The sequence below is a fragment of the Amycolatopsis sp. WGS_07 genome, from assembly GCF_045278895.1.
Taxonomy (GTDB): domain Bacteria; phylum Actinomycetota; class Actinomycetes; order Mycobacteriales; family Pseudonocardiaceae; genus Amycolatopsis.
In genome coordinates this window covers 2,524,369-2,549,202 of record NZ_CP136053.1, presented here as the reverse complement: position 1 = coordinate 2,549,202, position 24,834 = coordinate 2,524,369, and the positions used below count along the sequence as shown (strand labels likewise).

General features: G+C 69.0%; 31 protein-coding genes. 19 read left to right on the top strand and 12 right to left on the bottom strand.

Going from position 1 to position 24,834, the window contains the following annotated elements; translation table 11 throughout:
* Positions 1–41: 41 nt before the first annotated feature.
* Together RPX00_RS11915 and RPX00_RS11910 are read left to right on the top strand one after the other, a co-directional pair.
* On the top strand, positions 42–431 hold the full coding sequence (locus RPX00_RS11915; protein WP_406639576.1) for a type VII secretion target: 390 nt from the start codon (positions 42–44) through the stop codon (positions 429–431).
* Positions 412–1,014, top strand: coding sequence for a DUF3558 domain-containing protein (locus RPX00_RS11910; RefSeq protein ID WP_406639575.1), 603 nt, complete (start codon positions 412–414; stop codon positions 1,012–1,014). The genes RPX00_RS11915 and RPX00_RS11910 overlap by 20 nt, the downstream gene beginning before the upstream one ends.
* On the opposite strand, the gene RPX00_RS11905 is transcribed toward RPX00_RS11910, so the two are convergent.
* Positions 1,011–1,190: a hypothetical protein gene (locus RPX00_RS11905; protein WP_406639574.1), complete on the bottom strand. Its 180-nt coding sequence runs from the start codon at positions 1,188–1,190 to the stop codon at positions 1,011–1,013. The two genes, RPX00_RS11910 and RPX00_RS11905, sit on opposite strands and share 4 nt — an antisense overlap.
* Positions 1,191–1,460: 270 nt before the next feature.
* On the bottom strand, positions 1,461–1,751 hold the full coding sequence (locus RPX00_RS11900) for a hypothetical protein (protein WP_406639573.1): 291 nt from the start codon (positions 1,749–1,751) through the stop codon (positions 1,461–1,463).
* A gap of 627 nt (positions 1,752–2,378) precedes the next feature.
* Between RPX00_RS11900 and RPX00_RS11895 the strand changes: the two genes are divergently transcribed.
* The 5 genes from RPX00_RS11895 (at position 2,379) to RPX00_RS11875 (ending at position 6,225) form a co-directional block, all read left to right on the top strand.
* Positions 2,379–2,606 carry a hypothetical protein gene (locus tag RPX00_RS11895; RefSeq protein ID WP_406639571.1) on the top strand — a complete coding sequence of 76 codons (228 nt, stop codon included), beginning with the start codon at positions 2,379–2,381 and terminating at the stop codon, positions 2,604–2,606.
* On the top strand, positions 2,603–3,361 hold the full coding sequence (locus RPX00_RS11890) for an ESX secretion-associated protein EspG (RefSeq protein ID WP_406639570.1): 759 nt from the start codon (positions 2,603–2,605) through the stop codon (positions 3,359–3,361). Before RPX00_RS11895 ends, RPX00_RS11890 begins: the two co-directional genes overlap by 4 nt.
* Positions 3,362–3,549: 188 nt before the next feature.
* The gene (locus RPX00_RS11885) at positions 3,550–3,861 is read left to right on the top strand and encodes a hypothetical protein (RefSeq protein ID WP_067577414.1); all 312 of its coding nucleotides are present in this window, start codon (positions 3,550–3,552) and stop codon (positions 3,859–3,861) included.
* A gap of 22 nt (positions 3,862–3,883) precedes the next feature.
* Positions 3,884–5,008 carry a transglycosylase SLT domain-containing protein gene (locus tag RPX00_RS11880; RefSeq protein WP_406639569.1) on the top strand — a complete coding sequence of 375 codons (1,125 nt, stop codon included), beginning with the start codon at positions 3,884–3,886 and terminating at the stop codon, positions 5,006–5,008.
* Between the two features lie 50 nt (positions 5,009–5,058).
* The gene (locus tag RPX00_RS11875; RefSeq protein ID WP_406639568.1) at positions 5,059–6,225 is read left to right on the top strand and encodes a pyridoxal phosphate-dependent aminotransferase; all 1,167 of its coding nucleotides are present in this window, start codon (positions 5,059–5,061) and stop codon (positions 6,223–6,225) included.
* Between the two features lie 72 nt (positions 6,226–6,297).
* Here RPX00_RS11875 and RPX00_RS11870 read toward each other — a convergent pair whose 3' ends face one another.
* From RPX00_RS11870 to RPX00_RS11860, 3 genes are all read right to left on the bottom strand, one after another.
* A complete protein-coding gene (locus tag RPX00_RS11870; RefSeq protein ID WP_406639566.1) occupies positions 6,298–7,275 on the bottom strand; it encodes a hypothetical protein in 978 nt (325 codons plus the stop codon).
* A 166-nt stretch (positions 7,276–7,441) separates the two neighbouring features.
* Positions 7,442–8,230, bottom strand: coding sequence for a hypothetical protein (locus RPX00_RS11865; RefSeq protein WP_406639564.1), 789 nt, complete (start codon positions 8,228–8,230; stop codon positions 7,442–7,444).
* Positions 8,231–8,352: 122 nt separating this feature from the next.
* Entirely contained in the window at positions 8,353–8,616 is a 264-nt protein-coding gene (locus RPX00_RS11860) for a hypothetical protein (protein ID WP_406639563.1), read from the bottom strand.
* A gap of 367 nt (positions 8,617–8,983) precedes the next feature.
* Between RPX00_RS11860 and RPX00_RS11855 the strand changes: the two genes are divergently transcribed.
* Positions 8,984–9,169 carry a hypothetical protein gene (locus RPX00_RS11855; RefSeq protein WP_344266394.1) on the top strand — a complete coding sequence of 62 codons (186 nt, stop codon included), beginning with the start codon at positions 8,984–8,986 and terminating at the stop codon, positions 9,167–9,169.
* A 67-nt stretch (positions 9,170–9,236) separates the two neighbouring features.
* Here the strand turns inward: RPX00_RS11855 and RPX00_RS11850 are convergent, their stop codons facing one another.
* Positions 9,237–9,818, bottom strand: a complete 582-nt coding sequence (locus tag RPX00_RS11850) for an HAD family hydrolase (protein ID WP_406639562.1) — start codon at positions 9,816–9,818, stop codon at positions 9,237–9,239.
* Between the two features lie 17 nt (positions 9,819–9,835).
* Positions 9,836–10,852, bottom strand: a complete 1,017-nt coding sequence (locus RPX00_RS11845) for a threonine aldolase family protein (protein ID WP_406639561.1) — start codon at positions 10,850–10,852, stop codon at positions 9,836–9,838.
* Positions 10,853–10,992: 140 nt separating this feature from the next.
* Between RPX00_RS11845 and RPX00_RS11840 the strand changes: the two genes are divergently transcribed.
* Both RPX00_RS11840 and RPX00_RS11835 read left to right on the top strand, forming a co-directional pair.
* Positions 10,993–11,502 carry a SigE family RNA polymerase sigma factor gene (locus RPX00_RS11840; protein WP_378303734.1) on the top strand — a complete coding sequence of 170 codons (510 nt, stop codon included), beginning with the start codon at positions 10,993–10,995 and terminating at the stop codon, positions 11,500–11,502.
* A gap of 718 nt (positions 11,503–12,220) precedes the next feature.
* Complete coding sequence (locus RPX00_RS11835) at positions 12,221–12,832, top strand: TetR/AcrR family transcriptional regulator (protein ID WP_406642878.1); 612 nt, start codon at positions 12,221–12,223, stop codon at positions 12,830–12,832.
* Between the two features lie 6 nt (positions 12,833–12,838).
* On the opposite strand, the gene RPX00_RS11830 is transcribed toward RPX00_RS11835, so the two are convergent.
* The 3 genes from RPX00_RS11830 to RPX00_RS11820 are packed head-to-tail and all read right to left on the bottom strand — an operon-like array spanning position 12,839 to position 15,137.
* On the bottom strand, positions 12,839–13,543 hold the full coding sequence (locus RPX00_RS11830) for a FadR/GntR family transcriptional regulator (RefSeq protein WP_406639560.1): 705 nt from the start codon (positions 13,541–13,543) through the stop codon (positions 12,839–12,841).
* Positions 13,540–14,526, bottom strand: a complete 987-nt coding sequence (locus RPX00_RS11825; protein WP_406639559.1) for a lactonase family protein — start codon at positions 14,524–14,526, stop codon at positions 13,540–13,542. Before RPX00_RS11825 ends, RPX00_RS11830 begins: the two co-directional genes overlap by 4 nt.
* Entirely contained in the window at positions 14,526–15,137 is a 612-nt protein-coding gene (locus RPX00_RS11820; RefSeq protein ID WP_406639558.1) for a bifunctional 4-hydroxy-2-oxoglutarate aldolase/2-dehydro-3-deoxy-phosphogluconate aldolase, read from the bottom strand. The genes RPX00_RS11825 and RPX00_RS11820 overlap by 1 nt, the downstream gene beginning before the upstream one ends.
* A gap of 80 nt (positions 15,138–15,217) precedes the next feature.
* On the opposite strand from RPX00_RS11820, the gene RPX00_RS11815 reads away from it, so the two are divergent.
* The 7 genes from RPX00_RS11815 (at position 15,218) to RPX00_RS11785 (ending at position 21,736) form a co-directional block, all read left to right on the top strand.
* Positions 15,218–15,898, top strand: coding sequence for an SDR family NAD(P)-dependent oxidoreductase (locus RPX00_RS11815; protein ID WP_406639557.1), 681 nt, complete (start codon positions 15,218–15,220; stop codon positions 15,896–15,898).
* An 8-nt stretch (positions 15,899–15,906) separates the two neighbouring features.
* Entirely contained in the window at positions 15,907–17,055 is a 1,149-nt protein-coding gene (dgoD, locus tag RPX00_RS11810) for a galactonate dehydratase (RefSeq protein ID WP_406639556.1), read from the top strand.
* A 34-nt stretch (positions 17,056–17,089) separates the two neighbouring features.
* Positions 17,090–18,517: an adenylosuccinate lyase gene (gene purB, locus RPX00_RS11805; protein ID WP_406639555.1), complete on the top strand. Its 1,428-nt coding sequence runs from the start codon at positions 17,090–17,092 to the stop codon at positions 18,515–18,517.
* A 145-nt stretch (positions 18,518–18,662) separates the two neighbouring features.
* A complete protein-coding gene (locus tag RPX00_RS11800; RefSeq protein ID WP_406639554.1) occupies positions 18,663–19,466 on the top strand; it encodes a substrate-binding periplasmic protein in 804 nt (267 codons plus the stop codon).
* 20 nt (positions 19,467–19,486) lie between these two features.
* A complete protein-coding gene (locus tag RPX00_RS11795; RefSeq protein ID WP_406639553.1) occupies positions 19,487–20,251 on the top strand; it encodes an ABC transporter substrate-binding protein in 765 nt (254 codons plus the stop codon).
* A 4-nt stretch (positions 20,252–20,255) separates the two neighbouring features.
* Positions 20,256–20,999 carry an amino acid ABC transporter permease gene (locus RPX00_RS11790; RefSeq protein ID WP_406639552.1) on the top strand — a complete coding sequence of 248 codons (744 nt, stop codon included), beginning with the start codon at positions 20,256–20,258 and terminating at the stop codon, positions 20,997–20,999.
* A complete protein-coding gene (locus RPX00_RS11785; protein WP_406639551.1) occupies positions 20,996–21,736 on the top strand; it encodes an amino acid ABC transporter ATP-binding protein in 741 nt (246 codons plus the stop codon). Before RPX00_RS11790 ends, RPX00_RS11785 begins: the two co-directional genes overlap by 4 nt.
* A 7-nt stretch (positions 21,737–21,743) precedes the next feature.
* Here RPX00_RS11785 and RPX00_RS11780 read toward each other — a convergent pair whose 3' ends face one another.
* Positions 21,744–22,235 carry an NUDIX domain-containing protein gene (locus RPX00_RS11780; RefSeq protein ID WP_406639550.1) on the bottom strand — a complete coding sequence of 164 codons (492 nt, stop codon included), beginning with the start codon at positions 22,233–22,235 and terminating at the stop codon, positions 21,744–21,746.
* 85 nt (positions 22,236–22,320) lie between these two features.
* On the opposite strand from RPX00_RS11780, the gene RPX00_RS11775 reads away from it, so the two are divergent.
* The gene (locus RPX00_RS11775) at positions 22,321–23,208 is read left to right on the top strand and encodes an MOSC domain-containing protein (protein ID WP_406639549.1); all 888 of its coding nucleotides are present in this window, start codon (positions 22,321–22,323) and stop codon (positions 23,206–23,208) included.
* On the opposite strand, the gene RPX00_RS11770 is transcribed toward RPX00_RS11775, so the two are convergent.
* Positions 23,091–23,885 (bottom strand): S-adenosyl-l-methionine hydroxide adenosyltransferase family protein, encoded by a 795-nt coding sequence (locus RPX00_RS11770; protein ID WP_406639548.1) that lies wholly within the window; start codon positions 23,883–23,885, stop codon positions 23,091–23,093. The genes RPX00_RS11775 and RPX00_RS11770 overlap by 118 nt on opposite strands.
* 47 nt (positions 23,886–23,932) lie before the next feature.
* Between RPX00_RS11770 and RPX00_RS11765 the strand changes: the two genes are divergently transcribed.
* Entirely contained in the window at positions 23,933–24,814 is an 882-nt protein-coding gene (locus RPX00_RS11765) for a phosphoribosylaminoimidazolesuccinocarboxamide synthase (RefSeq protein ID WP_406639547.1), read from the top strand.
* The last annotated feature ends 20 nt before the right edge of the window (positions 24,815–24,834 follow it).

Below are 24,834 nucleotides of genomic sequence, written 5' to 3'. Positions count from 1 at the left end.
GTCCGTACGGTCACCGTCCGTATCACGGGAGGGGTTAGCGCATGCCGGGAAGCACACCGCTCACCGACCTGGCTTCGTCCGTACCGGCAGCGCCGGGCGTGGCGGACATCGTGGTCGAGCCGGCGAAGCTGCTTGAGGTCGCGCGGGTGGTCGACGAGCAGGTCAGTGCGCTCGAAGACAAGCTCCTCACGCGGCTCGGCGAGCTGCGCGTCGACACTCCTTCTTCGGACACGGTGAGCGTGAACGCGATGTCCGCGTGGAACACCGTGGTCGCGGAAGGTGATCAGTCGTACGCGGCGCAGGTGCGCGCGTACGTCGCCAATCTGCACAAGCTTGTCGGACAGTTGCGCGAAGCAGCGAAGACGTACGAGGCCAGCGACGCGGACAAGGCCGCGGCGTTCGGGGACCGCGGTGCGCACGGCATCCACTAAGCCGATCCTCGCCGTTGTCGCGGTACTCGGTGTCGCGGGTTGCTCGTCGGGCGCGCAGGGCACCGCGTACCCCGTACAGCCCGCGATGAGTTCCCTGGCGCAGCAGACGAAAGCGGCCGCGCTCCCGGGGCGGCCGTCGGACTTGCCGATCGCCGGGACCGATCCGTGCGATCTGCTCGGCCAGGCGCAGCTTGACCTGCTGAAGGTCACGAGCGTCCCGCGCAAGGCCGCCGACCCGAAGGACGGGCCCACCTGCGTGTTCGACTCGGACAAAACTGAGCCGTTCCACGCGTTGCACCTGCGGATCATCGGCACGGACGTGCAGGAATGGCTCACTGGTTCGCGGCGCAAGAACAGCATGACCACGGCTCCGACCAGCGTCGAGGGCTATCCGGCGATCACGAACTACCGCGCGGCCGGCACACCCGCCGACTGTGAGGTGCTCGTCGGCGTCGCCGCGGGACAGACCATGGCGGCGCAGGAGTTCGCGGTCACCGCGGGCGCGTTCAGTCAGCCGCAGTTGTGCGAAATCGCCACCCAGGCCGCCGGCCTGGCCGTGCAGGGCCTGAAGAACCGGACCTAGGGAGGGCGCGTGGAGATCTCCGAACTCGCGGGCAGGATCCGCGACCACCGTTTCGACGGGTGGACCGACACCGCCATCGCCGACGAGATCGAGAAGTTCGGCACCGGCGACGGGATCGCCAGCATCGCCACCGCGGTCGAGGCGCTGCGGGAGGTCGCGACCGCGCTCGCGGGCACCGACCGCACGCTGCGCGACCAGCTGGCGAAGCTCGGCGTCGAATGGCAGAGCCAGGCGGGCGGACAGGCCGGGCAGGTGCTGTCGGATCAGGCTGGCTTCTCGCAGGACGCGATGCAGAAGGTCACGCACACCGCGGAAATGCTTTTCGCGCAAGGGGAAGCGTTCAACCGGACCAAGTACAAGCTGCCCGACCCGGCCGCGGTGCGCAAAGGCGCGGAGAGCCTCACGCTCGTCGATTCGGTGGCGAGCTTCCTCGGATTCGAGACCGATCACGCGGCGCAGGTGCAGGCCGCGGACAACGCGCGCGGCCAGGCGGTCGAGGCGTTGAACTCGTATGCCCAGCAGAGCGGGGAAAACCTGCTGTCCTCCGAGCCGTTGGGGCAGCCGCAATCGCTCACGATGGTCCAGCCCGGCAGCGGGCCGAGCCCGGTCGATCGGGCGGCATCGGCGGTCGAGGTGACGCCGGACGGCCAGGTGCGGCCCGCCGCGGCGTCGGTGAAGTCGCAGTACGTTCCCCCGCCGCCTCCGGTCGTGGACCCGCCGACACCGGTGCACGGCACGGCTTCGCAGGCACCGCCCGCGCGGCCCGTTGCGCCGGTGGTCGCGGCTCACTACGTTCCGCCAGCTGCTCCTCCTCCGCCGCCGGGCTGGGAGAAGGCTCCGGGGACCACGCCACCGCGGTCGGTCGGTTCGACCAACGGGCCGGGAATCCCCAGCGGGCCAAGCACTTCGGGCGGACCCGGCGCTTCGGGCGGGACGCGGGTTCCCGGCGGAATGCGGCCGGGAGAGCCGGGCACGTTCCTGCCGACTGGTCCGCGTGGGACTGGCGGATCTGACGGCGGCAGCCCGGCTAACCGCGGGACCGTCGGTAGTTCGGAAAGCCTCGGTGGCGCAAGCGGATCCGGTCGTTCCAGCGGTCCGGGCGGAAACACCGGCGGCGGTCACGAAAACCAAGCGCTGCAACGAGGTCGGCTGGTCGGCAGTGTCCCGCCACCGCCACCGGCCCCCGTCGCCGAAACCCCCGGCGGTGCCCCAGCCCCGCGCGGAGGCGGAGCGTCGGCTGGCGAAATCGGTGCGGGTGCCGCTGCCTTGGGCGCGGGCGTGGCCGGTGGGGCGCTTTCCGGTGATCGCGAACGGCAAGGACGCGGGCAAGACGGTCCGCAAAGGGCTTGGCCCGGCCGTTGCCGGTGGACGAGCTTCCTGAGGAAGAGGCCGTCGCATTGCGGAAAGCCGAGCAGATCGCGCCGAAATCGGGAAGCGGCGACGCCAAATTCCTTTCCGAAGCGGCTCCGCAGGAAAGCGACGACGAACACGTGCGCCGCTTCGGCGTCGACGACAAGGATCTGTTCGCCGACGGCCGGATGGTCGCGCGCGACGTCCTCGGCGACGGCACGGGAGACGTGCGCCGACCGTGAACCTGGTACTGACCGCCCTCGAATTCGACGTGCTGTGGGAATCGCTCGATCTGGGCGGGCGACCGGCCGCGCTCGCGGTCCCGTCGCCGGGGCGCACGCACACCGAACGGGCCGAACTGATCGAGTCCGTCTGGGATTCGCTGGCGGAGCGGCGATTGGCACGCGGCCGCCGTCCATCCGGGACGGTGCTGGACCAGTTGCACCTGCTGGCGCGGCCGCGGGAAGCCGTGGACGTCTGGGTGTGGGCGGACCGCGAGATCCACGGCCGCGCGGTGAGCCGGGGCAGCCAGGCCGTGCTCGCGGTGGTCGACCGGGACGAGGTGTGGCTGATCCCCGCCGACGCCAGCGGGCTCGCCGACGCGGTGGTGTCGGTGGCCGGGTCGCTTGACCCGGGCGTCGGCCAGTCGATCTCGGTGCCGCACAGCACGCTCGTCGCCGCCGACACGGCTGCCGCTGGCGACCCGAAAGCGCTGGTCACGGCCTTGGAGGACCAGGGCGTGGCGTTGTGGGAGGCGCAGGAGCTGGCGGGCATGCTGATGGGCCAGGCGGCGCGCGGCCAGTTCTGCGCGGAACGGGTGCTGCGGGACGGGACGGTGCGCCGGTCACCGCATGTGGCCGCCTTTTACGACACTGATTCCGGGCGGTATCTGTTCCAGCTCACCGACGATTCGGACGGCCACACCTGGGCGACGGTGAGCCCGGCGGACAATGCGGTGCTGGCGGAGCGGGTGCGGGAGTTGCAGGCCGCGATTTGACGCCTTGGGGACGACCGTTTTATCCCGTTTCGTCCGTGCGCTAACCCAGTCCGGGGGTTCACGGTCGGAAGTCGGGGAGAACTGCACACGGCACGCGCTCGAAGTCTTAGAGTAAACAGGGAACCGACTCGGTGAGCGGAGCGTCCGAACTGGTCGGGAAGCGAGTGTCGCGAAGGGGATGACGAACGGTGCCTGTCTACGATCCGGATTCCATGGCTATCGCCGCCAGGAACGTGGAGAAGCTGAAGGACGAGTTCGAAAAGTCCAAGAAGCATCTCACCGGCGTTGACGACGAGCCGGAAAGCCCGTTCGGCACGATGGGCGGCTCCAAGGACGTGCACGGCGCGGTCGGCACGTTCAAACAGGGCGTGCACAGCGAGTTCGACGCGGCCGGGAAGCTGATGGAGGCGACCAGCTTCATTCTCAAGAAGGCCGCCGGGCTGATCCAGGAGACCGATCAGGTCCACAAGACCGACCTGACCGTCCACGAAGACCGCTGAGCACGCACGAGGGGGCAAGAGGATGGCGCTGATCGACTATCCGCCGAACTGGAACGGCATTGTCGAGAAGTCCAAGAAGGTCGACAAGATCAACCCGGACGCGATCAGCAAAGCCGGGCAGCAGTTCAGCGACGCCGCGAAGCAGGCGGGCGACCACAGTGCCGCGCTGAACAATTCCACGAAGTCGTTGGCAGGCGGAGTGTGGGAGGGTCCGGCAGCGGACGCCTTCGTCGAGTACGTCACGCAGATCACCAAAGCGGGCGACAAGGTGCAGGGGCACCTCGACGACGTCGGCAAGGACCTGACCCAGCTGTCGAGCGACCTCGGCGGGATCAAGACCAAGGTCACCGAGGCCTTCAACAACGCCAAGACGGCGATCGACAACCGCATCAAGACCGAGTCGGATCGTGCGCAGAAAGCGCAGACGGCCGAGGCTGAGTACGCCAAATCGGACAAGAAAGGCCCGGCCCCCAGTCCGACGTCGCAGTCGATCATCGACGAGGCGAACAAGGCCAACCAAACGGACGCCACGAACGCCGAACAGGCCATCGATCCGCTCCTCAAGCAGGCCGACGACATGGTCAAGAAGTCGCAGGACCTGATGAAGACCCAGATCGAGGGCGGCTACTCGAAGGTCCCGCTCCCGAACTCCGACGGCACCATCCCGCAGAGCACCGGCGGGCTGCACACCGGCCACCACGGCGGCGGGGGCAGCGGCGGCGGAGGGGGCGGCGGTGCCGGTGGCGGCGGGCTCGGCCCGAGCGGTGGTCCGCCCTCGTCGCCTCCGCCCGGCAATGTTCAGCAGTGGATCCAGGAAGCGATCAAGGCGCTGCAGGCCGCGGGGGTCAACGTGACCGACGCGGACATCAAGAACATCTGGGCGATCATCCAGCACGAGTCCGGCGGCAATCCGAACGCGATCAACAACTGGGATTCCAACGCCGCGGCAGGCCACCCGTCCAAGGGCCTGATGCAGTGCATCGACTCCACGTTCAACGCGCACAAGCTGCCCGGCCACGACAACATCTACAACCCGGTCGACAACATCATCGCCGGCGTCCGGTACTCGCTCGACCGCTACGGCTCGATGTCCAACGTCCCGGGCATCGCGGCGATGGCCCACGGCGGCGCGTACCGCGGTTACTGACGGGAGCAAAGGCACACCCCGCACGCGGTCCCGCCGGTTAGCCTGGCCGCATGGTCGACATCGGTGCTTTCGGCGGGCCCGCGTTGCGGGCAGGTGTGCCCCCTTTCCACGTGATGGACGTGCTGTCCGCGGCGCAAGCGCGGCAGCGCAGTCACGGTGACCTGATTTCGCTGGCTGCCGGGCAGCCGTCCGTGCCCGCGCCGGCACCGGTGCTCAAGGCTGCCCAGGAAGCGCTGGGGCAGCACACTCTCGGTTACACCGAACAGCTCGGCATCCCTGAGCTGCGCGAAGCCGTCGCCGGGCACTACCGGCGCACCTACGACGTCGATGTCGCCGCGTCCGACGTCGTCATGACTACCGGCTCGTCCGGCGGGTTCCTACTGTCGTTCCTCAGTGCGTTCGACCCTGGCGCGCGGGTCGCGATGGCGCGGCCGGGTTACCCGGCGTACCGGAATCTGCTGAACGTCCTCGGCTGCGAGGTCGTCGAGTTCGCCACCACCGCCGAGACGAATTTCCAGCCGACCGTCGAGCAGCTTGAACGGCTCGGGCCGATCGACGGGCTCATCGTCGCGAGCCCCAGCAACCCCACCGGGACGGTGCTGCCGCCGGGCGAGCTGGCCGCGATCTCCGGCTGGTGCGCGTCGCACGGCGTGCAGCTGATCAGCGACGAGATCTACCACGGCATCTCGTACGGGAAACAGCTCGATTGCGCCTGGCAGTACGGCCGGGAAGCGCTGGTGCTTGGGTCGTTCTCGAAGTACTTCGCGATGACCGGCTGGCGGCTCGGCTGGATGTTGGTGCCGCAGCGGCTGCACCGCGCGGTCGACGTCCTCACCGGCAACTTCACCATCTGCCCGCCCGCGGTCTCGCAGTACGCGGCGGTCGCGGCGTTCACGCCGGAGTCGTACGCAGAGGCGGACGCGCACGTCGAGCATTACCGGCGCAATCGCGACCTGCTTTTCGCCGGCCTGCGCGAGATCGGGCTCGACAAGCTCGCCCCGGCCGACGGCGCGTTCTACGCCTACGCCGACGTGTCCGACCACACCACCGACAGCCTGAGCTGGTGCCAGCGGCTGCTCGCCGACACCGGCCTCGCGATCACCCCGGGCATCGACTTCGACCCGGTCGACGGCGGCCGCTACGTGCGGTTTTCCTTCGCGGGCGCGACCGAGGACGTGACCGAGGGGGTGCGTCGGCTCGGCGCCTGGCTGAGGTGAGAACTCGGAGATCTCCGGCCATCGGCCGCTGAGAGGCAGCGTGGTTCCGCCGCGTGGGCTTGAGCGGTCCGGTCAGCCGTGCTGCTCGGGCCAGTCCCATTCGAGCCCGTACCTCCCGGCGCGCAGTCCGAGCATGACGGCGTGCGTGTTGGCCGATTCGCCGATGCGCACCGGTCGTTCGGTCGGGGTCGGATCGCTGAACGGGCGGCGGACCTCCCGGCAGCGGACGGGGACGGCGCCGGGACCGAACTGGGCCTCGATCAGGAATTCCTGGATGGGCAGCCGGAAACTGGCGGTCCAGCCGTTGTCGGACGGCTGTCCCGGCTCAGGGTGCAGCTCGATCTCGTACTCGAGGACCACGGTTTCGCCGCGGCGCAGCGCACTGTCGAAGAGTAGTTCGTTGATCATCAGGTGCTTCTCTTCGCTCACCGACTGGCGGCCCAGCCTGCAGTTGTGCGTCGAGATGAGCGTGGGCCGCCTGCGGGCACCAGGGGAGAGTTCCAGCAGGTTGAGGTCGCGGCTGAGGCCGTCCCGTTCGGCCCGCAGGACGTGCCGGTAGCTGATCCGGTGCACCGCCCGGCCGGAGTCGAGGTGACAGCGCAGGTGCAAGCTGATCCGGCGCAGTCCGTTCTGCGGCGCGATGTCGGCGTCGGTCATCAGCGCCGACAGCTCACTGGAGTCCAGCCACTGCTCGTCGGGCGCCGCGGACTCCTCGGCGGCGACTTGCCTGCCCCTCGGCCGGGGCGGTCCCAGCCTGCCGGACAGCCTGCCCATCGGCAGTTCGAGGACGTTCTCGAGCTGGCGCACCGCTTCCATCGACCGGCGTTGTTCGGGCTGGCGGCTGCCGGACTGCCAGTTGCTCAGCGTCGCCAGGCTGACCCGGCTTCCGCGCTCGGTCAGCCTGGCCCGGATGCGTTCCAGGGTGAGGCCGCTGGCATCGATCGCGCTGCGCAGTGTTTCGGCGAAGGAGGGTTCGCCTGGATCGAGGGAGTCAAGGTTATTCCGCTGATCGGGGCTGTGCGGCGCACTCGAATAATCGTGGAGCGTCAATGCGCGTCACCCTCCGCTGCGGCCTTCCCTTGTGCGGAACCCTATCGAGTGAAGCGGGTGGGACAAAGGCAATGACCAGCGATCGGGCGGAACGTCGTATTTGTTCTGCCTGATCGCTGGCCGCTATTTTGCCCGGTTAAGGTGAACTATCTGAAATTGTCGATTCTTACTTGGTGAAGGCGGCGGTGCCCTTCGGGGTGCCCAGCCCGGTCGGGCCGTCCCATCCAGCGCCCGCGTTGCACCACTGCTTGGTGTCGCAGCTGCCGTTGCTGCCCGAGGTGACGTCGGTCAGCTGGTCGGTGTGCGACCACGGGTACTGGGCGGGCCAGTCCTGCGCACCGGGGGTGCCGGCATCGGCGTAGACGCTCGCGATGATCGGTGACGAAGCGCTGGTGCCGCCGACGACCTGCCAACCGCTCTGCTGGAAGGTGTCATATACCGCGACACCGGTGGCCGGGTCGGCGACCGCGGAGACGTCCGCGATGGCCTTCTTGTCGCAGCCGGTCGCGTCGGTCTGGTAGTCGGGCTTCGCCGCGTAGCTGGAGCAACCCGAGCCCGCGCCCTTCCATGCCGTCTCGGTGTACGAGCCGCCGCTGCTCTTCAGGGTCGTGCCGCCGACGCCGACGGCGTACGGGGAGGACGCCGGCCAGCTCGCGCCGTAGCCGCTGTCACCGCTGGACGCGGTGATCGCCACGCCGGGGTGCTTGAAGTGCGCGTCGCCCGCGCTCCCCTCGGACTCGTCGCCGCCCCAGCTGTTGGAGACGAACTTCGCGCCGAGCTTTACCGCGGTGTCCACCGCCTTGCCCAAGTCGTCGGTGGTGGCCTGATTGGCCTCGACCACGAGGATCTTGGCGTTCGGCGCGGTCGCCGCGATCATGTCGACGTCCAGCGCGGTCTCGACGGCCCAGTCCGGGTCGGCGGCCGGCAGCGGGCTCTCCTGGCCGTCTTCATTCACGATCTGTACGTCGCCGGCGGGTAATCCGAACTGCTTGCGGTAGGCGGCCAGATCTGCTTTGAGAGAGGGGTAATCGCCGGACTCGGTGACGGCGATCGTCTGGCCCGCACCGCCGTCGGCCTTCAGCTGATAGGCGGCTTGCAGCTCTGCGGGGCCGTAGCCGGAGGGGCTGCGCCGGGGGCGCGCCGGGCCTGCTTGATGTCGGTGCGCACCTGTGCGAAGCAGGACATATGGCCTGCCGCGCGCACCTGCGCACAGGCGTTTTTCACCGCCGGACCACCGGTGCCCGAGGGGGCGGCGGAGAATTGCTGCGCGGTGGCAGTTCCACCGGTGGTGAGGGCGAGCGCGACGGCGAAGGCACCGCCTGCGATCAATTTCTTGCGCATTGATTTTGCTCCCGACTCAGTGGTGAATAATTCACCACTGATAATTGGTCCGGGGCGTCGAATGAACAACGGTCCGATAGTAGGTGCCTTTCAACGGACAGTCGTAAAGCCGTAAAACTGCATTCCATGCTGTCTCGGCCAGCACCGGCCGGCTCGGTGACCAAGCTGTCGGCTTGCTCTGCCGCCCGCATCGCAGGTCACGCCGAGTGTCACCGCCGGACCCGCCGCGCGAGACGACCAGGAAACCGGTCAGGGGGAACCCGGAGCTTTCCCTGAACGTTGGCCGGATGGAGAGAGTTTCCGTCGTACGGATGGCACGCTGGAGGGCACCGGGCCGACGTGGCGCGGAAACGGCATCGGAGGAGCCATGTTCTGGAAGATCGTCGGAGCGCTCGTCGTGGCCTGGATCGCCTTTATGGTGCTCGGGTCAGTGATCGGCTTCGTGTTCAAGGCCGTGCTGTGGATCGGCATCATCGGCGGGGTGCTGTTCCTGGGCACCGCGGCCTACGGGGCGATCACCGGGAAGAAGCAGTCGAAGCGGATCAGCCGCTGACCGGCGCCGGACCATACTGAGCAGACGACGGCTCCCGCGCCGACAAGGTGCGGGAGCCGTTCGCGGCTCAGGCCAGCGCCGCGCGGGCGGCCTCGGCGCCGTCCCACAGGTGCGCGCGGATGCCGACCGCGCGGGCACCGTCGATGTTCACCTGGCGGTCGTCGAAGAACAGGCACTCGTCCGGCTTGGCACCCAGTTTGTCCAGCAGCAGCTGGAAAATCTCGGCGTCCGGCTTCGCGACCTTCACGTCGCCGGAGAACAGCGTGTGCTTGAACAGCTTCGCCCATTCCTGCTCGCGCACCCACACGCCGAACGCCGAGGGCGCGTTTGACAGCAGCGCGAGCGAGGCCCCGGCTTCGGACAGCGACTGCAGCAGGTCCAGCGATCCCGGCGCGAGCTGTCCCCAGCCCGCGACGTCGAGCGCGGTCAGCTCGGCCGACAGCGCGTCGTCCACCTTCGCGCCCACCTGGTCGCCGATGGACGTCCAGTACTCCAGGTCAGGGCAGCCGCGGTCGTACGGGTCGCGCACGCTCCAGTACACCGGCTCGAACGTCTCCAGCGAGACGCCCATGGCGGCAGCCAGCTTCGGCACCGCGGCGGTGCGCAGGCTGAGTACCTCGCCGTAGTCGAACACGATCCAGTTGGTCACCCAAGTCCCCCAGGGTTTCAGGCACCGGCCTTGATCCGGTGCAGTGCTTCGTCGATGTCAGCGGACGACAGGTCCCGGTGCGTCACGAACCGGACCTTGCCGGCCATGGGCAGGGCTTGAATGCCGAGCGAGCCGAGCCAGTTCACCGCGGTCGGCACGTCCGGCACGCCGGCCAGGACGATGTTGGTGTCCGGCGTCCGCACGTCCCAGCCGTGCTCGGAAAGACCGGCGGCCAGCCGTTTCGCGAACTCGTGCGTCTCGGCCAGCTCGTCGACGCGGTCCAGCGCGACCAGGCAGGCTGCGGCGAGCACCCCGCCCTGCCGTACGCCGCCGCCGAGCATCTGCCGCATCCGGCGGGCGCGCTCCACGAACTCGACGCTGCCCGCGACGACCGAGCCGACCGGCGCGCCGAGGCCCTTGCTGAAGCACGCCGACACGGTGTCGACGCCGACGGTCAGCGCCGCCGGCGGCACCTGCAACGCGACGGCCGCGTGCCAGATCCGCGCGCCGTCGAGGTGCACGGTGAGGCCGGCTTGCTTCGCCACGGACAGCAGTTGGGCGTGCTCGTCGGGCGGAGTGACCGCGCCGCCGGCCGCGTTGTGCGTGTTCTCCAGGCACAACAGCGTGGTGCGGAGCGCGAAGTACGGGCCGGGGTTGCCGATCGCGGCTTCGAGCGTTTCCGGCAGGCAGCGGCCGGGGCCCGCGTCGTGTTCGAGGATGTCCGGCATGCCGCCGGCCAGCCAGGCGGCCGAGCCGAGTTCGTTGATGAGCACGTGCGCGCCGCGGGTGGCGAGGAACCGGTCGCCGCGCTGCAGGTGGACGCTCAGCGCGATCAGGTTCGCCATCGTGCCGCTCGGCGTCCACAGCGCCGCCGGCATGCCGAGCGTCTGCGCGGCCCGGCGCTCGAGTTCGGCGATGGTCGGGTCGGTGCCGATGACGTTGTCGTCGACCTCGGCCTCGGCCATGGCCGCGCGCATGATCGCGTCCGGGCGGGTGACGGTGTCGGAACGGAAGTCGATCAGCTGCCCAGTCATGGTCACAGTCCGATCACATCACACAGGTGGGCGCGGCATCAATGCGGCGGGGGTGGAACGTCTCCGGCCGGACGTGCAACCGTGGACGCCCCCGGATCCGTCCCTTCACCGGACATGGCCAGAGCGGAGCTGCAAAGCGCGTGGACCAGCGCGACGAACAAGAGTTCGCGGAGTACTTCGCCGCGAGGAGGGACGCCGTGCGCCGGACCGCGTATTTGCTGTGCGGGGATTGGCACAAGGCCGACGACCTCGCGCAGACAGCGTTCGTCGCACTGCACCGGAGGTGGAAGAAGATCAGAGACCGCGCGGCGACCGACGCGTACGTGCGCAAGACGCTGGTGCGCGCGGTCATCGACGAGTCTCGCCGTCCGTGGCGGCGGGAGCGGCAGACCGAGGTGCTGCCGGAACCCGTTGACGACGGTCCAGGGCTCGCCGAACGCGTCGCGACCAGGGAAGACCTGCTCGCGGCGTTGAAGGAGGTGCCGCCGAAGCAGCGGGCGGTGCTGGTGCTGCGGTTCTTCGACGGTTTGGACGTCGGGGCCGCGGCGACGGCGCTGGGCTGCAGCGAGGGCAACGTGAAGAGCCAGACGGCGCGCGGGCTGGCGAATCTGCGTCAGGTGCTGGAACGGGAGGTGGAGACCAATGGATGAGCGCGAAGCGGAGACGTTGTTCTCCGCCGCTCCCGGCGAGGTGCCGCCTCCGACGTTCTCGGTGGAGGACGTGGTGCGCCGCTCGAAGCGCGAAACGCTGCGCCGGCGCAACCGGATCACCGTCGGTGCGGCGGCCGTCGTGGTGGCCGCTGGGTTCGGTACGTGGGGAATTGTCGGGATTACGAGCGAGAAGTCCGATTCGACCGCGAATTCCGTGGCCGCACCGGCGCAACCCGGCGGCTCGGCGGCGCGTCCTTTCAGCAATGGGGATGACTTCCCGGGTCAGCCGTCTCGGCAGGGAGCCGGCGAAACCGGGAGGACCGGCCCTCGGGTCGAAGGCACCTCCGGGTGCGCAAGGGTGGACTGGAAGCTCGCCACTGCCCTCGCTGGCGAGCTTCCAGGCCACTTGAACGCCGCGCAGGCTTCCCCAGGCAGCGTTTGTACGACGTCGTCGCGCGGCGCGGGGTTCCCGCTTCCGGACGGGGCGATCGGCGCGGCGGTGTTCGCTCGGGGCACCCCGGTGACCGTGCCCACGCAACCGGCCGGAGCCGTCACTGTGCGTCAGGAAACCGGCAGTGGGGGGACTCTCGTGCTGGTCAGCGTGCCGGGTACTTCCGGGCATCCAGCACCGTACGCAACCGACCTGGCGCGCGTCGCCGCTTCGCTGGCCCCCGGTTCTGACCAGCGGCCCACGAGGCGGCTGGCAGAATATCCGGGCATGACGGCAGCAGCCACCACCCCGAAGGGCGAGCGACGACGGGCAGCACTCGTCGAAGCCGCCGCCGAGCTGCTGGCCGAGGGCGGTTTCAACGCGGTACGGCACCGTGCCGTCGCGGAGCGGGCGGGCCTGCCGCTGGCGTCCACGACGTACTACTTCGACTCGCTGGAAGACCTCGTCACCGCCGCGGTGGAACACCACGGGCAGACCGAGCTGGCCAACGGACGACGGCAGCTGGACGACCTGACGACCCGCAACCGGGGTGTGCAGGCGACCGTGGAACTCGTGCTGGACATGCTGCTCGGCCCGCAGAGCGGCGACCCGGAGGCGGATGCCGAGGCGGTCCTGCTGCGCTACGAACGCCTGGTCGCGACGGGGCGGAGGCCGTACCTGCGCCCGTTGATGCGGACGTTGTCCCAGCAGCTCAACGAACTGCTGACGGAGATCTTCGCCCGCTCCGGGACGCCGGTGGCCAAGGACGAGCTGGACCGGCTGGTCGCGCTGGTGGACGGGGCGGTGGTCAACGCGCTGATCGCGGTCGACCCAGCCCCGCGCGCCGCTGCCGGGCGGATGCTGCGGACCGCGCTCGGGGAGTCCGCGGGCGTTCCTTGAGAACGGTCAGCCCGGCGTTTCCTGACGCGTCCGGGCGGCGTCGGCGGCGGACTTCACCAGCAGCTCCAGCATCGCGGTCTCGGCGGCGACCGGGTCGTGGGCGGCGATGGCGTCCAGCACCCGGCGGTGGCTCGGCACCGGATCGTCGGTGGGGCCGCCGCTGTGGACGAGCTTGTCCCGTTCCGCCAGTCCGATCGCGATGACGCGTTCGATCTGGAGCAGGAAGTTGTTGTGCGCGGCGGTCAGCAAACCGCGGTGGAACGCCAGATCCGCCTCGACGCTCGCCTCCGCGTCCGGCGCGGCGACCATCGCGTCAAGCGCGGACGCCATCGCGTCGAGGTCTTCGACGGTCGCGCGCTCGGCGGCCATCCGCGCCGCCGCGGGTTCGACCACGGCGCGTACCTCGGCCAACTCGTCCAGCAAGCCAGCGTTTCCGCGGGCGGTGGTTTGCCAGCGCATGACGTCGGCGTCCAGGAGCTGCCAGCTTTCGCGCGGTTGCACGAACGTGCCGTGCTTCTGTCGCGCGCCGATCATTCCCTTTGCTGCCAAAACCTTTAACGCTTCCCGGAGCGCGGTGAGGCTGATGTCCAGCTCCTCGCGCAGCGCGGGAAGGTCGAGCACCATGCCCTCGCGCCATTCGCCGGACAGGATGCGCGCGGCGAGCGTTTCCACGGTCTGTCCATGCAGGCCGCGAGGGCGATGGTCGGTCACCGGAGCGGAAGCACGCACGTCGGTGAGCCGGCCGGGTACTTGCGCACCTTAGCGTTTCCCAAGTCCTCCAACGGGAAAACGGAGATGACGTCGTCCTTGAACGCTGCGGTGTAGCACATTCCGTCCGCCACCGCGAAATTCCACGGGAAGGACCCGCACGGCTGATCAGCGATCGCCCGCAGCGGCGAGCCGCCGAACGACGTGATGTATTCCGGGCCGCGGTTCGACAGGTAGATCCCGGATTCGAGCACTTCCAGGTGCGCTACCAGCGATTCGCCGCCGGCCACTGTCGACGGAGTCGCCTCGACGAACTCGAAGGCTCCCGGCGAAGTCTCGCGCATCGTGATCAGCTCGCCGGACAATTCCCCGGCCACGTAAGCGATGCCGTCCGAGCCGCGCACGAGCTGTCGCGGTCCGGTGCCCGGCGGCAGCGACGAAATCGCCAGCGGCGTCAGTTTTCCTTCCGGAGACAGCGAATAGCTGCGGATTTCGTCGGTGCCGAGGTCGACGGCGCTCACCACCGAACTGTCCGCCGAGGACACCGCCATGTGGACGTGCGGGCCCTCCTGCCGGTCGGCGCGCGGCCCGCTGCCGGTGTGTTGCACCAGGTCGGTGCGGCCGTCGATCCGGCCGTCCGCGCGGAGGGCGAACACGGCGAGGCTGCCGCCGCCGTAGTTGGCGCACAACAGGAACCGGCCGTCCGGCGTCACCGCGAGGTGGCACGGGCTGGCCCCGCCGGATTCGACCACGTCGAGCGCGGTCAGCCCGTCGGCGACCGAAACGGAGGTGATCTCGCCGTAGCTCGTCTCGTTGGTCGCGTACACCATCGGCAGCGCGGGATGCTGGGTCAGCCAGGTCGGCGACACCATCGGCAACGTCGAATCCACTGTCAGCTCGCCGTCCGAGCGCCGGAAAACCGAGATTCCCGTGCCCTTCCCGCCGGTTTCGGCGGTGCGGCAGCCGACGAGTACGACGTCGCTCACTAGTTCTCCCTCACCAATGCGGCCACTCGGGCCCGGATGTCCTCAGCGGAACCACGGGTCAGCGCCGACCCGATCCCGCAGGCGACGGCGCCCGCGTCGAGCCAGCGTGGCACGTCCTCGGGAGCGATTCCACCCGTCGGCACGAGCGGAGCCTGCGGAAGCGCGGCGCGCACGTCCTTGATCCACTGTGGCCCGAGCGCGGAAGCGGGGAAAACCTTTACGGCATCGGCACCTTCCTCCATCGCACGCACGATCTCGGTGACCGAACCGGTGCCCGGCAACGCCGCGACGCCGTACCGATGAGCGGTACGCAGCACTTCGGTGTGCAGCGACGGGGACACGAGAAACTGGGCCCCTGCGCGGATCGCGGCCGTCGCGGACGACTCGTCGAGCACCGTGCCCGCGCCGATCGTGGCGTCCGGATACGCGGCGCTCAGCTCTTCGAGCGCGACGAGCGCGCCCGCGTTGGTGAGCGGGACTTCGACCGACTTCAACCCAGCGTCGAGCACTGCCCGCGCCGCGGCGACGGCCGACGCGGCGTCCGCCGTCCGCACGATCCCGACGACGCCCTGGCGCACCGCTGCGTGCGTGATCTCCCACCGGTAACCCATGTCCGCCAGCCTAGCAGCAGAATTATAAATTACTAATTATTCTTGACTGGCTTCACGATGTCCCGGCATGCTTGCGAACCATGCGTACCGCCGTGGTGACCGGTGCGGCGTCCGGGATCGGCGCCGCGACCGCACTCCAGCTCGACGCCGACGGCTACCGGGTGATCGGCGTCGACCTCGCCCCGGTACCCGGCGGGATACAGGGCGACGTGGCCGATGACGAGACGTGGCAACGCGTTCTCGACCTGGCCGGGGAAGTCGATGCCGTGGTCAGCAACGCTTACCTGCCGACTTTGGGCTCACTGCACGAAACCGACCGCGCGCAATGGCAACGACAGCTGGACGTGAACCTCACTGCGTCGTACCTGGCCATGCGAACCTGCCTGCCGTCGCTACAGGCTCGACGCGGCTCCGTGGTGCTGGTTTCCTCTGTCCACGCGCGATTCGGACTGCCTGGACACCCGGCGTACGCGGCCAGCAAAGGCGCTTTGGTCTCTCTGGCGCGGCAATTGGCCGTGGAGTACGCGCCAGAGGTGCGGGTGAATTCGGTGCTTCCCGGTCCAGTGCAGACCGAGGCGTGGGGCCGGATCAGCGTGGAAGATCGCGAACGCAGCGCCCGCGCGACGCCCGCCGGACGGCTCGGCGACCCGGCTGAGGTCGCCTCCGTGATCGCGTTCCTGCTCTCGCCTGCGGCGTCGTTCGTCACGGGTGCCGAGCTGACTGTCGACGGCGGCTGGTCGGCCGCGAAGGATTCTGCTTAGGAGACAAGGTGCAGATCACCGGGATCGAGACGTTCCTCGTCGCGCCGCGCTGGTTGTTCCTCAAGGTCAGCACCGACGAGGGCATCGCGGGCTGGGGAGAACCGGTCGTCGAAGGGCGGGCCGGGACCGTTCGCGCGGCCGTGCACGAGCTGGCCGAGCTGGTCATCGGGAAAGACCCGCTGCGCATCGAGGACCACTGGCAGGTACTGCGGCGCGGCGGCTTCTACCGCGGTGGCCCGGTGCTTTCCAGCGCGCTCGCCGGGTTCGACCAGGCGCTGTGGGACATCGCGGGCAAGGCGCGGAACGCCCCGGTGCACGAGCTGCTCGGCGGTCCGGTGCGCGATCGCGTGCGGGTGTATTCGTGGGTTGGCGGCGACCGTCCGTCGGGGATCTTCGACGCGGTATCCGCGCAGGTCGAGCGTGGTTTTACCGCGGTGAAGATGAACGTCGCCGGTCCGCTCGGGCCGATCGCCACGCCTGCCGAGGCGAACGCCGCGCTAGCCCGTGCCCGGGAGGCCCGGGAAGCGCTCGGACCCGACCGGGACCTGGCGATCGACTTCCACGGCCGCGTCTCGCCCGCGATGGCGCGTCGGCTGGTGAAGATGCTCGAAGAAGTGCAGCCGATGTTCGTGGAGGAGCCGGTGCTGCCGGAGCTGTCCGCGGACGTGGTCAAGTCGGTGGTCGAGGCCTCGACGGTGCCGATCGCGCTCGGGGAACGGCTGTTCTCGCGCTGGGAGTTCAAGCCGGTGCTGGACGCGGGCGTCGCCGTGGTGCAGCCAGATCCGTCGCACGCGGGCGGCATCTCGGAGCTGCGCCGGATCGCCGCGCTGGCCGAGATGTACGGCGCGAACCTGGCCCCGCACTGCCCGCTCGGCCCGATCTCGCTGGCCGCCGCGCTGCAGGTGGCGTTCGCGACGCCGAACTTCCTGATCCAGGAACAAAGCCTCGGCATGCACTATCACGACGGCCGCGAGCCGGTCGCCTATCTCGCCGACGACGCGCTGTTCCGTTTCACCGACGGCTATGCCGCGCGCCCGACCGCGCCGGGCCTCGGCATCGAGGTGGACGAGGAGGCCGTCCGCCGCGCCGACGAGGCTGGGCATGCCTGGCGGTCGCCGGTGTGGCGGCTGCCCGACGGCAGCTTCACGGAGTGGTGACCGCCGCGCTGACCTGCGCAGGTATCGTGGCCGCGTGACGGACAAGCCCCGCATTCCGAACGTGCTCGCCGCCCGCTACGCCTCGCCTGAGCTGGTGGCGCTCTGGTCGCCCGAACGCAAGGTCGTGCTCGAGCGGCGGCTGTGGCTCGCCGTGCTGCGGGCGCAGGCCGAGCTGGGCGTCGAGGTGCCCGAAGGCGTGCTCGACGACTACGAACGCGTCGTCGAGCAGGTCGACCTCGAATCGATCGCCGCCCGCGAACGCGTCACCCGGCACGACGTCAAGGCCCGGATCGAGGAGTTCAACGCCCTCGCCGGGCACGAGCACGTGCACAAGGGCATGACCTCGCGCGACCTCACCGAGAACGTCGAGCAGCTGCAGCAGCTGCGGTCGCTGGAACTGGTCCGCGGCCGCGTCGCCACGGTGCTGTCGCGGCTGGCCGCGCTGGCGGTCGAGCACTCCGACCTGGTCATGGCCGGCCGCTCGCACAACGTCGCCGCGCAGGCGACCACCCTCGGCAAGCGCTTCGCGACCGCCGCCGACGAGCTGCTCGTCGCGTTCTCCCGGCTGGACAACCTGATCGAGCGCTACCCGCTGCGCGGCATCAAGGGCCCGGTCGGCACCGCGCAGGACATGCTCGACCTGCTCGGCGACGAGTCCACTTTGGACCAGCTGGAAGCGCGGATCGCCGAGCACCTCGGCTTCGGCAACCGCTTCGTCAGCGTCGGCCAGGTGTACCCGCGCTCGCTCGACTTCGACGTGCTGTCCACCGTGGTCCAGCTCGCCGCCGCGCCGTCCAGCCTGGCCAAGACGATCCGCCTGATGGCCGGGCACGAGCTGGTCACCGAGGGCTTCAAACCGGGCCAGGTCGGGTCGTCGGCCATGCCGCACAAGATGAACACCCGGTCCTGCGAGCGCGTCAACGGTCTCGCCGTGGTCCTGCGCGGCTACCTGTCGATGATCGGTGAGCTGGCTGGCGACCAGTGGAACGAGGGCGACGTCTCGGATTCCGTGGTGCGCCGCGTCGCGCTGCCGGACGCGTTCTTCGCGCTCGACGGCCTGCTCGAGACCTTCCTCACCGTGCTCGGCGAGTTCGGTGCGTTCCCGGCCGTGGTCGAGCGTGAGCTTGATCGCTATCTTCCGTTCCTCGCGACCACGAAGGTGCTCATGGCGTCCGTGCGCCGGGGCGTCGGGCGTGAGACCGCTCACGAGGCCATCAAGGAGAACGCCGTCGGCGTCGCCCTCGCGATGCGCGAACGCGGTGCGGAGAACGACCTCCTCGACCGGCTCGCGGCCGACGAACGGCTCCCGCTCAACCGCGCTGACCTGGACGAACTCCTCGCCGACCGGATCTCGTTCACCGGCGTGGCCCCGCGTCAGGTCGAAGAAGTCGCGGCGCGCGTCGAGGACGTGCTGAAGCGATTCCCGGACGCCGCGGCCTACGCGCCGCAGCCGATTCTGTGAGTGCGCGCACGCCGTCCACGTGCTGAGACGGCATTACTCGATCGGGCGAAGCTTTTAGTCTTCGTGCCGAACCCGGAAGCGCCAGGCCGCCGACCCGCGGCCTGGCGCTTCCTGTCTGCGCACCCCGGATATTCAGGAAGAAGTCATGAGAAAGATCCTCAGCACGCTCGCCGTCGTAGTCGCCGCCACCGCGGGCCTTACGGCGTGCGGATCCTCGGACGCTTCTGGGGAAACCCTGCGCGTCGGCACCCTCACCGACGCGCCGCCCAGCATCTACCTCGAAAACGGCAAGTTCACCGGCTACGACAACGAACTCCTGCGGGACATCGCGAAGCGCGAGGGCTTCCAGGTCGACTTCGTCGGCACCGAGTTCTCCAGCCTGCTCGCCAAGGTCGCGGGCGGCCAGCTCGACATCGGCAGCTCGACGATCTCCGCGACCGCCGCGCGCAAGAAGACCGTGGCGTTCAGCAACGGCTACGACACCAGCTACACCACCGTCGTCAGCAAGAAGGGCGCCGCGCTGCCCGCCGCGAACTCGTTCGCGGGCAAGCGGGTCGGCGTCGTGCAGGGTTCGGTGCAGGACGAGTTCGCCGGCAAGCTCGCCGGCGCCCAGGTCGTGCGGTTCCCGGACTACAACGCCGGTTTTGCGCAGCTGAAGACCGGCGGCCTCGACGGCTGGGTCGTGCCGAAGGACATCGGCCAGAAGTACCTCGACCAGAACCCGGCGGTGCCGCTCGAGTTCGGCTACACCGTCGCGGACAAGGACACTCCGTCGGCTTTCGCGGTCGCCAAGTCGAACCCCGAGCTGCTGAAGAAGATCAACGACGGTCTGGCCAAGGCGATCGCCGACGGCACTGTCGCCCGGCTGCACGCGCAGTTCTTCAAGGAAGCGCCGGTCGCGAAGGAGTTGGAGAAGGGCGGACCGGGCCTCCCGGTGGCGAACTCCTGATGCGAGGGCACACTGGTGGCATGAAGAAACTGATCGTCACCGCCTTCGCGGCGGCACTGGTCGCCGGTCTCACCGCGTGCGGTGGCGACGCCGGCGAGACCACCCTCCGAGTCGGCACCCTCAGTGACTCGCGGCCCAACGCGTATCAGGAGAACGGCGAATTCACCGGCTTCGACAACGCGTTGCTGAAGGATATCGCCGCGAAAGAGGGCCTGAAGCTGGAATTCGTGGCGACCGATTTCTCGGCGCTGCTCGGCAGCGTCGCGAACGGCCGGTTCGACATCGGCAGCTCGGCGATCGCGCAGACCGACGAGCGCAAGAAGACGGTGGCGTTCAGCGATCCGTACAACTACCAGTCGCTCGGCATCGAGGCGAAGGCGAGCGCGGGCATCACCGACGAGAACTCGTTGGCGGGCAAGCGGATCGGCGTGGTGCAGGGCACGGTGTCGGACACCTGGCTCGCCGCGAACGCGCCGAAGGCGCAGGCGGTCCGGTTCCCGAACGACGCGGCGGCGCTGAGCGCACTGAACTCCGCGGCGGTCGACGGCGCGGTGTTCGACCAGGTGTCCGCGGAGGATTACGCGAAGAAGAACCCCCAGCTGAAGGTCACGAAGGCGATCACGACCAGCATCCCGCACGGATACGCGGTGCGGAAGGGCAACAACGAGCTGCTGACCAAGCTGAACGACGGCATCAAGAAGGCCGTCGCGGACGGCACCTGGGCGAAGGTGCACCAGCAGTTCGAGCCGAGCATTCCGGTTCCCGCGGATTTCAAGACGAAGTAGCCTGATGGACCAGTTTTTCGACACTTTCCTCAACTGGCAGTACATCTGGGAAGTTTTCCCGGACCTGCTCAAGACCGGCCTCCTCAACACCCTGATCCTGTCGGTGGCGGCGGCTATCATCGGAACCCTGCTCGGCATGGTGCTCGCGGTGATGGGGCTGTCCACGAAACGCTGGCTGCGCTGGCCCGCGCGGGTGTACACGGACATTTTCCGTGGCCTTCCCGCGATTCTGACGATCCTGGTGATCGGTCAGGGCGTCGGCCTGCTCGCCCGCGGGCTGGTCGGGAACAACCCGTACCCGCTGGGCATCGCCGCGCTGAGCCTGATCGCCGCCGCGTACATCGGCGAGATCTTCCGGGCGGGCATCCAGAGCGTCGACAAGGGACAGCTGGAGGCGAGCCGTGCGCTCGGCATGAGCTATTCCAAGGCGATGCTGCTGGTGGTGATCCCGCAGGGCGTGCGGCGGGTGCTGCCCGCGCTGGTGAACCAGTTCATCGCGCTGGTGAAGGACTCGACCCTGGTGTACTTCCTGGGTTTCCTTACCTCGCAACGGGAACTGTTCCGCATCGGCCAGGATCTCGCGGCGAACACCGGTAATCTGTCCCCGCTGGTCGCGGCCGGGGTCGTCTACCTAGTGATCACCGTGCCGCTGACGCACCTGGTGAACTACATCGACAAGCGGCTGCAAACCGGCCGCAAGGTGACGGCGGAGAACAACGAAATGCTCGCGGGCGGGGCGGCGATATGAGCACGGCGATTCGTTCTTCTTCGGTGGAGCTGAAGGACATCCACGTCCGTTTCGGGACGCTGGAGGTGCTGCGCGGGGTAAACCTGAAGGTGCCCAGCGGAAGCACCACGTGCGTGATCGGCCCGTCCGGTTCCGGAAAGTCGACGCTGCTGCGCTGCGTGAACCGCCTGCAGGAGCCCGACAGCGGCGATCTGCTGCTGGACGGCGAAAGCGTCATCGCCTCGGACCCGGACGCGCTGCGCCAGCGAGTGGGGATGGTCTTCCAGCACTTCAACCTTTTCGGCCATCGAAGCGTTCTGGACAATATTGTCTTGCCGCTGCGCAGTGTGCGCGGTCTGTCCAAAGAGGACGCGGCGGAGGTCGCCCGGGCCCGCCTGGCGGAAGTCGGCCTCGCGGACAAGGCCCCATACCGCCCGGCAGCGTTGTCCGGTGGCCAGCAGCAGCGGGTAGCGATCGCCCGCGCACTGGCGATGGAACCGGAAGTGATGCTGTTCGACGAGGCCACGAGCGCGCTGGACCCGGAACTGGTGAAGGGCGTCCTGGACCTGATGGCGGGGCTGGCGTCGCGGGGTCTCACCCTGATCGTGGTAACGCACGAGATGGGCTTCGCCCGAAGCGTGGCGGACGAGGTCGCGTTCATGGACGCCGGACGGATCGTGGAGCAGGGGACGCCGGAGCAGGTGTTCGAGGCACCGGCTAGCCCGCGGTTGCAGCAGTTCTTGTCACAGGTGTTGTGAGGGACGGCTAGCCGGTGATCGGCTGGCCGTCCTCGCAGAGGATGAAGTTCTCGCCGGTGCGCGCCGCCTCCCAGGCGACTCGGAGCCGCCTGGCCAGCGACGGAGCGACTCGCTGAGTCGCGACGTCGAGCGGCAGTAGGTGCACGGCCAGGATTTCCGGGTCGGTGAGGCGGAGCCGGGCGGTTTCCGCCGCGGAGATTCGCCCGCCGTCGAAGATGAACGCGAGACCTTCCGGCATTCGCCCGTCGTCCGGTGTGTAGTCGATGACCAGCAGCGAGCCGAGTGGGCGGTCGATGCCGATTTCCTCAGCTTGCTCCCGGCGCGCGGTGCGCCACGGTGGCTCGCCCGCGTCACACACCCCGCCGGGTATGTCCCAACTGTCCTTATAGGACGGCTCGACGAGAAGGACACGCTCGGTCTCGTCACGGAGCAGGGTGCCTGCTGACATCCGCTTCCGCGGCAGCGAGCGTACGTACTCGTCGAACGGCAGCAGGTCCACGGGGCCGCAGGATACCGGCGTGGTGGCGGTCTGCGCGGGATCGCGCTCCCAAGTCCCCTTCGGACCAACAGGTACCGTGGACCCCATGGGGACGATCTCTCGGCTCACGTACTACCCGGTCAAAGGCTGCGCCGGAACCACGGTCCAGTCCGCCGACGTCACCCCTGCCGGTCTCGCGCACGACCGCGAGTTCATCGTCACCGCGGCCGACGGCGATTTCCGCAGCCAGCGTCGCTTCCCGGTCATGGCCGCTGTCCGGCCTCGCCTGCTGGACGGCGGCACCCGCCTCGTCCTGTCCGCGCCCGGGATCGAAGACCTGACCGTCGAGGTCAAGAAGGACGGCCCCCGGCACCCCGCGGCCACCTTCGGCTGGAGCGGCGAGGGCGTCCACCAGGGCACCGACGCCGCCGAGTGGTTCTCCACCGTCGTCGGGAAGCCGTCCGTGTTGCTCGGAGTCACGCCCGAACACGACCGGGTGACGAGCGGCGAGACCGCGGGCACCGCGAGGTTCGCCGACGGGCACGCGATCCTCGTCATCTCGGAGTCCTCTTTGGACCACCTGAACGAGCGAATCGCCGAGCGCGGCGGCGAACCCGTGCCGATGGACCGGTTCCGGCCGAACCTCGTGATCCGCGGCTGGGCGGAACCGCACGCCGAGGACTCCGTGCGCCGGATGGAGGCGGGCGGCGCCGAGTTCGCCTACGCGAAGCTGTGCGTCCGGTGCGCGGTGCCGATGGTCGACCAGGAAACCGGCAAACGCTCAGGTCCGGAGCCGATTCGCTCGCTCGCGGCGTACCACCGCGACCCGGCTGGCGGAGTCCTCTTCGGGATGAAGGCGGCGGTGACCCGGCCCGGTCAGCTGGCGGTCGGCGACGCGGTGATGGTGCACTCCTCAGTCGGCCCGATCCGCAGCACGGAAGCCGCCGAACCGCCGTTGACAGCGACGGCCAGCTTGCCCGCGGAGTCGGTGTAGACGAGGTTCGCGCCGCGCGGCACGTCGGCGAAGGTCCGGCCGATCGCGGCGGACACCGCGACGTGCTCGCTGTGCACCGTCACCTCACCGGTCAAGCCGGTTAGTTCGAGGTCGGCGGGGCTGGCGGCGAGCTGGACGTTGCCGAAGTGGTCGACGGTCAGCACGTCCGACACGAGCTTGCCGGGGAACGCGGCGACCAGTGGTTCCGGCAGTCGCACCAGGTCCCGGATGGCGGGTCCGAAGGAGCCGGGGTGCGCGCCGAGGGCGAGCCGTGCGGCAGTCGGGGCGAAGATGTCTCGGCCGTGAAAGGTCGCGGACGTCGGCGTGCGCACGTCGATCACGTACGCCGCGTACACGCCACCTAGCGCCTCGGCGGCGGGTAGGAGCAGACCGTTGTCCGGGCCGACCAATATGCCGTGCGTCGCGACCACCACGAGGCCACGGCGCTCCGTGCCGACACCTGGGTCGACGACAGCGAGGTGTACGGCCTTAGGCAGCGACGGCACGGTCTGCGCGAGCACTGCCGCGCCTGAGCGCACCTGTTGCGGCGGTACCAGGTGTGTCACGTCGAGAACGCGTACGTCGGGCGCGATGCCGGCGATGACCCCGTGGCAGGCGGCCACGAAGCCGTCGTGCAGCCCGTAGTCGGAGGTGAACGAGATCCAGCGGTAGGCCATGACCTGCATCATCCTCGCTGTAGCGGCTCGCGGGTTAGGGTGCAGCGGTGACGACGCTCGCCGATTACCCGAAGATCGCCGCCGGCAAGGTCCGGGACCTGTACGCGGTCGGAGACGACCACCTGCTGCTGGTGACCTCGGACCGCATCTCCGCCTACGACTTCATCCTGGACACGCCTATCCCCGACAAGGGCCGCGTGCTCACGGCGATGAGCGTGTTCTGGTTCGAGCAGCTTTCGGACCTGGTTCCGAACCACCTTGTCGCGTACGACGACCCGCGCATCCCTGCTGAGGTACGCGGACGCGCGCTGCTCGTACGCCGTCTCGACATGCTGCCGGTGGAAGCTGTCGCGCGCGGGTACCTGACGGGGTCCGGGTACACGGACTACCAGCGTACGGGCGCAGTGTGCGGCGTAGAGCTGCCGGAAGGCCTCGTGGAGGCGTCGAAGCTGCCGTCGCCGATCTTCACGCCCGCGACGAAGGCGGCGTTCGGCGAGCACGACGAGAACGTTTCGTTCGACGCTGTGGTCGCGTCTATCGGCGCGAAGCGCGCGGAGGAGCTACGCGAGGCGACGCTCGCGGTGTACCGCCGTGGCGCGGAACTGGCGGCGAAGCGCGGAATCCTGCTGGCGGACACGAAGTTCGAGTTCGGAGTGGACGAGACGGGCGCACTGGTGCTGGCGGACGAAGTGCTGACGCCGGATTCGTCGAGGTACTGGCCGGCGGAGGGGTACGAGCCGGGAAGGGTGCAGCCGTCGTTCGACAAGCAGTACGTGCGCAATTGGCTGACGGGGCCGGAGTCGGGCTGGGAGAGGGCGTCGAACGTACAGCCGCCGCCGTTGCCGGAGGAAGTGGTGGAGGCGACGAGGAAGAGGTACGTGGAGGCGTACGAGAGGATGACGGGGTTGTCGCTGGAGGAGTGGTTGTAGGAGAGGGGGAAGGAAGCGAA